This window comes from Microcoleus vaginatus PCC 9802, from assembly GCA_022701275.1.
Taxonomy (GTDB): Bacteria; Cyanobacteriota; Cyanobacteriia; order Cyanobacteriales; family Microcoleaceae; genus Microcoleus; species Microcoleus vaginatus_A.
Genome location: CP031740.1, coordinates 3953818 through 3966411, shown reverse-complemented (window position 1 = coordinate 3966411; position 12594 = coordinate 3953818). Strand labels below are relative to the sequence as shown.

Sequence of the window (12594 nt, the reverse complement as noted above, 5' to 3'; positions counted from 1 at the left end):
ACTGACTCATGACTAAAATTACTTGGCGTCAGCTTTCATTTTTTCAGCTTTGGCGATCGCCTCGTTGATATCGCCCACCAAATAGAAAGCTTGTTCCGGTAATTCGTCAAGTTCGCCAGCCAAAATCATCTGGAAGCCCTTAATGGTGTCTGCCAGCTTGACGTACTTGCCGGGGGAACCGGTGAACACTTCAGCCACAAAGAACGGTTGAGACAAGAACCGTTCAATTTTGCGAGCGCGAGAAACTGTCAAGCGGTCATCTTCCGACAGCTCGTCCAAGCCCAAAATTGCAATAATGTCTTGCAATTCCTTATAGCGTTGCAGAGTAGATTGCACCTGACGAGCAACACCATAGTGCTCTTCGCCGACAACGCTAACTTGCAACATCGTAGACGTAGAATCCAGCGGGTCCACCGCAGGATAAATCCCCTTCGCAGCCAAACCGCGAGACAACACAGTTGTAGCGTCCAAGTGAGCAAAAGTCGTAGCCGGTGCGGGGTCAGTCAAGTCATCCGCAGGTACGTACACAGCTTGAACCGAAGTAATCGAACCTTCGGTAGTCGAAGTAATCCGTTCTTGCAAGTCGCCCATGTCTGTACCGAGAGTCGGCTGATATCCCACAGCCGAAGGCATCCGACCCAACAGAGCCGATACCTCAGAACCCGCTTGCACAAACCGGAAGATATTGTCAATGAACAGCAGCACGTCTTGCTTGCTGACATCACGGAAGTATTCGGCCATCGCCAGAGCCGACAAGCCCACGCGCATCCGAGCACCAGGCGGCTCGTTCATTTGACCGTAAACCAGAGCAATTTTCGACTTGCTGCGGTCTTCTTCGTCAATAACCCCCGACTCGATCATTTCTTTGTAGAGGTCATTACCTTCGCGGGTACGCTCGCCCACACCACCGAACACGGACACGCCACCGTGAGCCTTGGCGATGTTGTTCACGAGTTCCATCATAATCACGGTTTTGCCGACGCCTGCGCCGCCGAACAAACCGATTTTGCCACCGCGACGGTAGGGCGCCAGCAGGTCAATCACCTTGATCCCGGTTTCAAACACCGAAGGCTTGGTTTCCAGTTCGGTGAAAGCCGGCGGGTTGCGGTGGATGGGCATACTTTCGGAAGTATTGACCGGGCCGAGGTTGTCTACGGGTTGACCGATGACGTTAAAAATCCGGCCGAGAGTTGGGATTCCGACGGGAACTTGGATTGCTTCCCCGGTATCTACTACTTCCATGCCACGCACCAAGCCGTCGGTGGTACTCATGGAAACGGCGCGCACTTGGCTGTCTCCGAGCAGTTGTTGAACTTCGCAGGTAACAGCAACGTCTTGACCTGCTTCGTTTTTGCCGGAAATTGTGAGAGCGTTATAGATTTGGGGCAGTTTGCCGCCTGGGAATTTTACGTCTACAACTGGCCCGATGATTTGGGTGATGTAGCCTACGTTCGTTTTTTCTGCGGTGGATACCATGAATAGTGCCTTTGTTAGGATGCTATTTTTCCCGTTATGGAAAAAGTCTTAACATTTAGAAATGCTATTTCTCAGAGTACCACTGAACAGACGCACTATTTAGATTTGTATGGGGCTGGTTAAGAGTCATTTTTTTTGTTACTGCCCTCGCTTTTTTTTCCTGCGAGCCGCAGCCAAAGCCCCGATCCCCAGCATAGTCCCGAACACTGTGACTGGTTCGGGGACTGGTTCGGGGACTGGTTCGGGGACTGGTGCGGGGACTGGTTCGGGGACTGGTGCGGGGACTGGTTCGGGGACTGGTGCGGGGACTGGTTCGGGGACTGGTGCGGGGACTGGTTCGGGGACTGGTTCGGGGACTAACTCAGCCGACACGGTGAAGTCTTTGAAGTCAAGCTCGGTTCTTGGTTTGGCATCGTCGAAGGAGATTTTTGTGCCCATAGCCAGTTGGGCCTTTGTGAGCGATGAAAATTGCTCGGGGCCTTTACCGCCGTTGATGTTTGCAAATGAGTCGCTGGAGTTGTAGTCAAGCCTAAAGTCACCAAACACAGCAAGCTGACATCCCGCAACCCGACATTCATCTCTTCGGAACTGGGTGCCGGCGGCCCACCATTGGGGGCTGTTCATGAAGGTACTCGACGAGACGTATTGCTCCAAAGGCTTGCCGGTACCCGTGTCACTCCACAGCAGCAGGGCATAAATTTGATCCTGCAAAAATGTGAAGGTTTGGGTGATGGAGCCGTTTTCGGAGGTGACTGCGTTGCCGAAGGTTGCTTCCCAGTTGTTGGCAGAGCCGTTATCTGAGGGTTTAGTCTCGTTAAACAGTCTGGCGATGTTGGTGTAGCCATTGTTTCCTGACTGAGCTTGGGCCACCCACAAGCTGGACTGGTAAGGGCTGTGAGATTGGTCAAAGGTAAAGTTTATATTGGTATCTTCATCGAACTGGATGCCGGCAGTGCCAAACATGAAAGCTCTGACGGGCGTGCAGATGCTGAGCAACATTGTGGTTGCCAAGCTGGCGACTGTAAAAGATGTTTTTTTGACTAGCGTTAAGGTAGTCATAACCCTGATTCCTCCAGTAGTGTTACGTAGTAAGGCGCAAAATGCCATGTTGCCGTGACGCGAATCGACGATCGCGAGCCTGCTATATTTAGGACGATCGTCAAATTTAAAGAAGAGGCTCCACACCAGTGAATCTACAGAGAGATCTTACTTAAGGGTGTTTTGGAGTAAATGAGTGCTTCTTCTAAGAGTTTTCACTGACACCAGATTGGCACAGTTTAATCTGTAACAGCAAGCTTTTCATCCTGCCGAGACTTCCAACCTACTACATTTACTTCGTTTTAGTAACAGTCTAAAGTTGAGTACAAGACTTGCAACTCTTGGCTTTCATCAAAAATACATAAAATTTTTAATCGAGCTTTATGAAGTTTTGGTAAAGTTCATCCCTAAAATATAAAGTTTTTGAGAGAACGTCGGCTGTTCAGTCAGTTGTTCGTGAAAGCGGGCTGCAAGCTGGTCGCCCGATGCAGAAAGAAGCAGCGGCGACCGCGAGTAGGGGTTTGAGCGAGTTTTTTGCCTCTCTAAGCAAGCTGTATAATAGGCGATCGGTACTTACGTACTTTTGACTAATATTCCGAGTTTTTTAAACCTCTAGCCCTCGCATTCCGCGCCATATTTTCACCAACAGTCCCGGACGCATTAACCCGGTTTTTTAAGGTAGTTGGGTCAGGGAAGCAGGGAAAGTCAAAAAAAGAAACCAAGTTTCATTTCCCGCGCCTGACTTCTAGTAAAAAAACTGTTTTTACGTAAATCATAGTAATTAAAACCATACATTTTCTTTTTCAGTGCTAATTATTTTCTCACCCAAAATAGGCGGCTCCTATTGACATGAGAAATTTTTAGGAGTAAAAATAGTAGAAATAAATACGATCGCACTTTAAGCACAATCTTTAAACACAATGACAGCCAACAGACTAAATTTGCTCGGATGGTTATTCATTGTTAGCTGGCTGAGTGCAGCGGCGGGTTCGGCAAACGCACAACCCATCGCCCCGGCACCAGACGGCACTAACACAGTTGTTACTCCCAGCGGCAACCGCTACGACATTTCCGGGGGGGCATTCAGCGGAGATGGGGCTAATCTTTTTCACAGTTTTACTCAGTTCGGCCTCAGCGAGGCTCAAACGGCTAACTTTCTGACTAATCCCAATATTCAAAATATTTTGGGAAGGATTACTGGGGGTAATCCTTCTTTAATAAATGGCTTAATTCAAGTGACGGGGGGAAATTCCAATTTATTTTTGATGAATCCTGCCGGCATAATTTTCGGGCCGAATGCCAGTCTCAATGTGCCTGGATCTTTTAATGCTACTACGGCGACAGGGATTGGTTTTGGGAACAATCAGTGGTTTAGTGCGATCGGAAATAACAATTGGGCAACATTAATCGGGGCACCGAATAGTTTTGCGTTTACAAATTTGCAAGGGGGAAGCATTGTTAATACAGGCAATTTGACGGTGGCACCAGGTCAAAGTTTAAGTTTGATTGGCGGTACGGTTGTCAATAATGGTCAGGTAAATGCGCCTAGCGGCAATATTCTGATCAGCGCCGTACCGGGTAACAATTTGGTGCGAATTAGTCAAGCTGGAAATTTATTGAGTTTGGATATTCAGCCGACAGCAAATCAAAGTTCGCTGCCGAATAATTGGACGCAGCCAGTGTTATCTTTGCCGGAGTTGCTGACTGGACAAGGTGTGGCACAGGCGACGGGTTTGACGGTAAATCCCAATGGGGAAGTTGTGTTAACGGGGAATGCTGCTGTGCCCGTAACTGCGGGAACTGCGATCGCCTCTGGCAGTCTCAATGTCTCTGGCAACACGGGCGGTACTGTAAATATTTTAGGCGATCGAGTAGGTATTATTGCGGGCAATATCGATGCTTCTGGGGTTAACGGCGGCGGTAATGTACTGATTGGCGGAGATTATCAGGGTTTGGGGGCTGTATCCAATGCTGCGCGGACTTTTGTTAGCAGCGACTCGACGATTAATGCTGATGCTATTAGTAATGGGAATGGCGGGCGAGTTATAGTTTGGGCGGATGAAACTACTCGTTTTAATGGGAATATTACGGCCAGAGGCGGTTTATTTTCTGGGAATGGCGGCTTTGTGGAAGTGTCGGGAAAGCAATCGCTGGATTTTCAAGGATTAGTTGATTTGCGATCAACCTTTGGGATCGCTGGCACATTACTGTTAGACCCTACTGATATTACTATTATCGAAGGTGCGGATGCAGGCGGGACTTTAGCAGGGGGAGCATTTACGCCCTCGGCGGGTACTTCTACAATTAATAATGGGACGCTGCAAACACAGCTAGGTTTGGGAAATGTGACTATTTCCACTGCGTCGGGTTTTCCGAGCCAAGGCGATATTACAGTCAGCGCTCCGGTATCTTGGACGAATAGTAATTCCCTAACTCTGAATGCTAATAACAGCATACTTGTTAACAAAAATATCACGGCTAACGGTGGCAGTATCACCCTGAATGCAGATGTAGATACCAGTGGTGCAGGGGCGATCGCCATTACCAATGCTACCATCAACTCCAACGGCGGCAACATCATTTTAGGAGGAGGCAGCAACCCGTCAAATTCCCCAGCAGTAGGGACAGCGCCAAATCCCATCGGAGTTTCTCTCACCGATTCCACCCTCAATGCCGGCACTGGAAATATTTCTATTAGAGGTCAAGGACTCGCTGGAGACAGGAACAATCACGGCATTGATCTTTCTAACAGCGAAATCACGACGGTTGGGAGTGGAAGTATTACTCTTAACGGTACTGGCGGTAATGGAACTCGAAGCGAGAACAACGGGATTAACATTTTTATCAGCACAGTAGAATCGACCGGGACAGGGAGTATTACTCTCAACGGTACTGGTGGGAACGGGACATTTAATAACACAGGGATATCTATTACCAGCAGCACAGTGCAATCGGCAGGCACCGGGAATGTGACTCTGAGCGGTGTTGGCGGCAATGGGACTAATGGCGGCAATCAAGGGATATCAGTTAGTGGCGGCAGAGTGGAAGCGATCTCTGGAAATGTCAGTCTGACTGGTACAGGTGCTGGGACTGGGGCTGCCAACAACGGTATATTGCTAGTCTATTCTACAGTCAACAGCGCAGGTCTGGGAAAGGTAACGTTGACGGGCACGGGCAGTGCAGGGACGGGCAGTAATCGTGGGATCACGCTCGTCGCAAGCAGCATACGATCGCAGAATGGGGATATTGCTTTAACCGGTATCGGTGTAGGGACTGAATTTAGCAGCTATGGGATTAACTTAGGCCAGGGCGACGAGGCTGGTCCTAATAGGGTGCAAGCTATGGGAACGGGTAATATTAGCCTCACCGGAAGTGCTAACAACAATTCCATTGCAATTAACCTCATCGACGGTGTGATTGACGCGACTTTAGGCGGCAATGTCACTTTGACGGGCGATGAAATTCTATTGTCAGAAACAAGTCAAGTTAAAGGTACTGGGACTATCCAGTTGCAGCCGCTTACTCCCACTTTAGATATTACTGTGGGCGGCAATACTACGGACGCTCGTTTGAATCTCAGTGCAGCGGAACTCGCACCTCCCGTATTGAATGGGTTTTCCCAAATGATTATCGGGCGCACGGATGGGACGGGGGATCTCGCCGTTGACCCCGCTGGTGTTACTTTTAATTTCCCCGTCACTATGCAAGCTGCCACCATTGCAGTCGATGGAAACATTACAGGTGTAAACAACGCTTCAATTACTTTTAAGGCTCCAACGACTAACTTAAACGCAAATATTCTCACCAACGAACAGAATATTACCTTTGGTGAGCAAGTCTCTCTCGCTGCGGGTTCTAATGTCACTCTCGATACTGGGTTAACGGATGCAGGCGACATTAATTTTGGGGGAACGGTTGACGGCGATGGCAACCTAGTTTTGACTACGGGAACAGGTATTATTAATCTCAGCGGGCCAATTGGGACGCCTGTGCCATTGCGTTCCCTGAAAATAGAACATTCTCTCAATGTCACCAGTCCGAACCCGATCGCAATTACAACTACAGGCGATATTACTGCTACGACTACAGGCGATATTACTGCTGGCAATATCACAAATCCCGGACGAGCGATCAGCCTTACCAGCACTAAGGGCAATATTGATACGAGTGCAGTGGGAATTGATACCACATCCAGTACCGAAAATGGTGGCCCGATTACACTCAGTGCCAACAATATTACTGTTGGTAATCTTAACTCTAGTTCTAGTTCCGGTGCCGCCGGAGATATCGCGATCGCAACTCCCAAGCAAATTGGGATACAAGGCATTGATGCTAATGGATTGCCCGGTACTGGAAATATTACCATTAGCGGCAATGAGATTATATCTTCGGGAATAGCAGATTCGGTCAAGAGTCAAGGTACTTTGTCAATTCAGCCTTTTTCGCCAAATGTCGGAATTCGCTTCCAGGCTGGACTTCCTGACGATCCGCAGGCGATCGATATAGGAGCACCGTTTTTATCCTCATTGCGTAATGGCTTTAGTGCCATTGTTTTCGGAGGGAAGACTACTACAGGCAATATCACTGTAGAGAATTTGGCAGTATCTTTTCCCGATCCTGTGAGTTTCAATACTCAAGGCACTATTTCTGTAAATCCCAATCAATCGATTTCGGGAACTGATAATGCTTCAATTACTCTGAATGCTACAACTAATAACCTGAATGGCAATATTACCACCCAATCTCAAGATATCACAATTAACGGCAATACCTTAGTTGGAGATAGCGTGTTAGTCAGCAATGGCACTGCAGCCGGTGGCAATATTCTGTTTAACAATAACATTGATGGCAGTGGCAATCTTACCTTAGAAACAGGTACTGGAAACATTGACGTTAAAGGTGCTGTAGGCAACACCCCGGCATTAGGAATAGGAAATGTCACCGTCAAGAGTAGTGCTGGCACAACTACATTTAATCAAACAGTCAAGGCCGCGAGTTTGACTACAGATATTGATGGCACAACTCAGCTCAATGGCAATGTCACTACAATCGGGAGTCAAACTTATGGAGATGCAGTTACAATTGCCAATAATCCGATTCTCGCAGGCAGCGAAATTACTTTCAACGATACTGTTAACGGCAGCAGCGATTTAACGGCGAATGCAGTTACCGGTAATGTTACATTCAATGGTGCAGTTGGGAATCCAACAAATGCGATCGGCAATTTAACAGCTAATTCTACAGGCACAACTGCATTTAATCAAACAGTCAATGCCGCGAGTTTGACTACCGATGTTGGCGGCACAACTCAACTTAATGGCAATGTCACTACAACTGGCAGTCAAACTTATGGAGATGCAGTTACAATTGCCAATAATCCGATTCTTTCAGGGGACAGCATTACTTTCAATAATACTGTTGATGGTACCAGCGATTTGACTGTGAAGGCGACTAGCGGTAATCTTACCTTCAAAAGTACGATCGGCGAAACAACTCCTCTCACTAATTTAACTGCCAACAGCAAGATATCTTTAGGGGGCAATGTCACTACAACAGACAGTCAAACTTATGGAGATGCAGTTACAATTGCCAATAATCCGATTCTTTCAGGCGACAGCATTACTTTCAATAATACTGTTGATGGTACCAGCGATTTGACTGTAAATGCTGCTAGCGGTAATCTTACCTTCAAAAGTACGATCGGCGAAACAACTCCTCTCACTAATTTAACTGCCAACAGCAAGATATCTTTAGGGGGCAATGTCACTACAACTGGCAGTCAAACTTATGCAGATGCTGTCACAATTGCCAAAAACTCGATTATTTTAGGCAGCGGGATTAGTTTCAACAAGACAGTTGACGTAGCTGGCAATCTGGGTATTGCGGCTGATAATGTCAATCTCAAAGGAACGGTAACAACCACCAATGACGGCACGCTCACAATCACCAATAAGGTAAATCTAAATATTGAGAACAACCTGAACTTAGACGGTGCATTTATTCAAAATGGCGGGGGAACTGTTGCGGTTAGCGGAAATATCACCACAACTAATGATAACATTACTTTTAGTGATCCGGTGACATTAACAGCTCCTGTAAGTTTTACGCTGGGAGATGCAACAATTGCTTTCGGTTCGAGTTTATCGGCAGGTAGTAACCCGCTGAATTTAACAGCCGGTGAAATAGATTTCTCGGGGAATGTTTCGGGTACGGGCGCGTTAACACTGCAACCCGCAACAGCCGGACAAAATATTGCTGTTGGCGGAACTGATAACAATACTAGCGCTTTAGATTTGACTGCATCGGAAATTAGTTTAATTCAAAATGGATTTAGCTCGATCGCGATCGGGCGATCGGATAGCAGTGCAAATGTTAGTCTTCCCTCTAATCTTACATTTTTAGATCCAGTAAATATCCAAACGGGAACTGGTGCGATCGCACTTGATGGCACTCTTACCGGAAATGACAACAGCAGCATTGCTATCAATGCTTCCACGATTAATTTAAATGATGGCATCAATACCAATAAAAATCCGATCGCTCTCAACGGCACTGTCCAACTCGGAAACGATATTAATCTCCGTACCGGCGGCGGAGATATTAAGATAATTGGGGGGATCGGCGGCAACCATTTGTTGAACTTAGATGCAGCTACAGGAAATGTGCTGGTGCAAGGAAATATCGGAGGAACAGCACCAGTTTCTGCTTTGAATGTTACTGCAACGCAGGCGGAGTTCACAGGTAATATTGCGAGCAATTCTGGTTTAAATATTGCTGCTGCAAGCACTAAGTTGGGTGGCAATGTTACTACTAATCAGGGCAATATCAATATTAACGGTCTTCTCGGGTTGACGAAAGATGCGATATTGAGTACAGCCGGGGGGAATATTACCTTTGGAGGTGCGATCGACAGTGACAGCATTAATGCCCGCAACTTAACTCTAGCCTCCGGTAGCGGCAGCATCACTTTCAACGGTGCGGTGGGTGGCACCAGCAAGTTAGGAAATCTTGCGATCGAAAATGCTGGCAATGTGACAGGAAACTCGACAATTAACGCGCAACAATTGACAGCACCAAACACGGAAAAAGTCAATTTATCGGGAGATGTCACCGCAGGCAAAGTCGATATTACTGCCAAGGGCGATATAAGTGTTAAAAATATTACTACTAATGGCGGAGAAATTCTCTTTACAAGCGGTAACAACTTCACAGCAGGCAATTTGAATACATCGGGAAACAGTGGCGGTAACATAACTGTTAAGGCGATAACTTCAATTACGGCCGGACAGATTAACTCTAGCGGTATAGTCGGAAATGCCGGCAATGTGTTCTTAGATCCGATCGGCGATATTCAAGTAGAGTGGATCAATGCCCAAGGCGGTACTGGCGGCACCGGGGGCGAGGTCTTTATTGAATCGACGGGGGGATTTTTCCGCGCTACGGGTGCTTTTTCCACCCCAGTTTCCCCGACGGGATTTGCTAGCATTTCTACTGCTGGCGCCGCCGGGGGTGGCCAAATTACAATTGTGCACGCTGGGGGAGATGGAGGGACGCCGATTCAACCGTTTGTGGTGGGGGATGCTGCTAGCAACGGTACGGCGGGTGCAATTACAACGGGACAATCTACCATTACATCGCAGTCGTTTCCGCGTTCTAGTAGTGTTGGTAATATTGCGTTTTTGACTGATGACGCGATCGACCCGACGCCAACCGTTCCGCCCACAACGACGGAAACAATCCCCCCAACAATTCCCCCCACAACGGAAACAATCCCCCCAACAATTCCCCCCACAACGGAAACAATTCCCCCAACAATTCCGCCCCTAACGGAAACAATTCCGCCCCTAACGGAAACAATTCCCCCAACACTTCCGCCTCTAACGGAAACAATTCCCCCAACAATTCCGCCTCTAACGGAAACAATTCCCCCAACAATTCCGCCTCTAACGCAAACGATTCCCCCAACAATTCCGCCTCTAACGCAAACAATTCCCCCAACAATTCCGCCTCTAACGCAAACAATTCCCCCAACAATTCCGCCCCTAACGCAAACAATTCCCCCAACAATTCCGCCCCTAACGCAAACAATTCCCCCAACAATTCCGGCCACAGTCCCGCCAGCAATTCCGCCCCTAACGCAAACAATTCCCCCAATAATTCCGCCAACAATTCCCCCAATAACGCGAACCGTTCTGCCAACAATTCCGCCAACAATCCCCCCAATAACGGAAACCGTTTCGCCAATAACGGGAACCGTTCCGCCAATAACGGAAACAACGGGAACCGTTCTGCCAATACTTCCGCAAACAACGGAAACAAATCAGCAGGTAATGGAAACAAATCAGCAGGTTACGGAAACAAATCAGCAGGAAAATCAGCAAGTAACGGAAACAAATCAGCAGGAAAATCAGCAAGTAATGGTCATCAATCAACAGGAAAATCAGCCGGTAACGTCAGCCCTAGAATCTGTACAAGATCCCTTAAATCCGATCGCACCTGTGACAACACTAGCATCGCCCACAGCCGGAGATACACCCGCACCGCAACCTTCAACCCCTGATTCAGAAGACTTTCAACCCCCGAAAACTCCACCGCGAGACAATCCCCCTGTTGCTGCTTCCGATCGAATTTTAACCATCGATCAAAGTATCACCAGTCCATTACCCGCCGACATCGTACCGTCCCCACCAGAATCAAAACAACCACCAACAGTCAACCCTACTTCTAATTTAGTTCTGGGATATGTTCGATCTCCTGATCGACTTTTTGAAGGTAACGACATACAGAAAATAGTCTGGGGAATCGAAGAAATGAGGAATCAAGAATTTGGAGAATACCTGGGAGTAAAAGCCAACCTCCCAGAGGAAAAAACCTTGATTTCGACATTCCAAGAAACTCTACAAAATATTGAACAGCAAACCGGCAAGCGGTCTGGTATTATCTACATAGTCTCGCGAGCCGATCGACTGGAACTAATTTTAGTTGCTCCCGTGGGGCGGCCGATTCACTACAGCGTCCCCGAAGCCAACAGAGCAGCTCTTTTTCCCACCGTTAAGGAGTTGCGCGATGAAATCACCAATCCCGCAAAACGCGGTAGTACCAGTTATCTAGCCGCGGCCCAGCAACTATATAAATGGGCGATCGCACCCCTAGAAAAAGACTTAGAAAACTTAGGAATTCAGACTTTGTTAGTGTCAGTCGATGCGGGATTGCGAAGCCTGCCCTTGGCCGCTTTGCACGACGGTAAAGGCTTCTTGATGGAAAAATACAGTTTCAGCCTAATTCCAAGTTTTAGTTCGACTAATACCGATTATAAAGCAGTTAGAGACGCCACCGTGCTAGCAATGGGAAGGTCGGAATTTGTTGACCAACAGCCCTTGCCCAGTGTGCCGATCGAATTGCAGGCGATTTCGGCTCAGTGGCAGAGCCCATCTTTCCTCAATTCTACTTTCACTTTAGATAATCTCACGTCGGAACACGCCAAGGGAGGATTTCGGATCGTTCACCTAGCAACTCACGCTGAATTCAAACCGGGAAAACCGAGCAATTCCTACATTCAACTGTGGAATTCCAAATTGCAGCTCGATCGCATGGAGAGTTTGAATTGGCGCAATCCGCAGGTAGACTTGTTAGTATTGAGTGCTTGTAGAACTGCTGTGGGCGATCGGGAAGCAGAGTTAGGTTTTGGAGGTTTAGCAGTAAAATCCGGCGCCAAATCTGCTTTAGGGAGTTTGTGGTATGTTGACGATGGAGGCACTTTGGGGCTAATGAGCGAATTTTACCAGCAGTTGCGAGGAACCACAACAAAGGCAGAAGCTTTGCAACGCGCTCAACAAGCAATAATGTCCGGTAAAGTGCGGCTGGAAAACGGACAGCTAGTAACAACAGGCGACAAGTTAAATTTACCTGCTAATTTACAACAAGCAAACCAAAGTTTTTCTCATCCTTACTATTGGAGTAGTTTCACCATGATCGGAAGCCCTTGGTAAGCTGCCATCTTGATTTCTTGAGTCCGCGAAGGCGGACTTTTGTTGTGTAGTAGCGGTTTCAAGCGCCGATCGATCCAGCGGGTGTGGAACT

Annotated in this window: 2 protein-coding genes and 1 pseudogene; 1 reads left to right on the top strand and 2 read right to left on the bottom strand. The window is 47.7% G+C overall.

Going from position 1 to position 12594, the window contains the following annotated elements:
• Positions 1 to 18: 18 nt before the first annotated feature.
• Complete coding sequence (gene atpD / locus D0A34_16085) at positions 19 to 1476, bottom strand: F0F1 ATP synthase subunit beta (GenBank protein ID UNU20190.1); 1458 nt, start codon at positions 1474 to 1476, stop codon at positions 19 to 21.
• A gap of 342 nt (positions 1477 to 1818) precedes the next feature.
• Positions 1819 to 2535: pseudogene (locus D0A34_16080) on the bottom strand (PEP-CTERM sorting domain-containing protein).
• A gap of 899 nt (positions 2536 to 3434) precedes the next feature.
• Between D0A34_16080 and D0A34_16075 the strand changes: the two are divergent.
• Positions 3435 to 12503 carry a CHAT domain-containing protein gene (locus tag D0A34_16075; GenBank protein UNU20189.1) on the top strand — a complete coding sequence of 3023 codons (9069 nt, stop codon included), beginning with the start codon at positions 3435 to 3437 and terminating at the stop codon, positions 12501 to 12503.
• Positions 12504 to 12594 lie beyond the last annotated feature (91 nt).

Coding starts and splice junctions, on each gene's coding strand:
- atpD (UNU20190.1), bottom strand. CDS start 1,476: ATGGTATCCACCGCAGAAAAAACGAACGTAGGCTACATCACCCAAATC.
- D0A34_16075 (UNU20189.1), top strand. CDS start 3,435: ATGACAGCCAACAGACTAAATTTGCTCGGATGGTTATTCATTGTTAGC.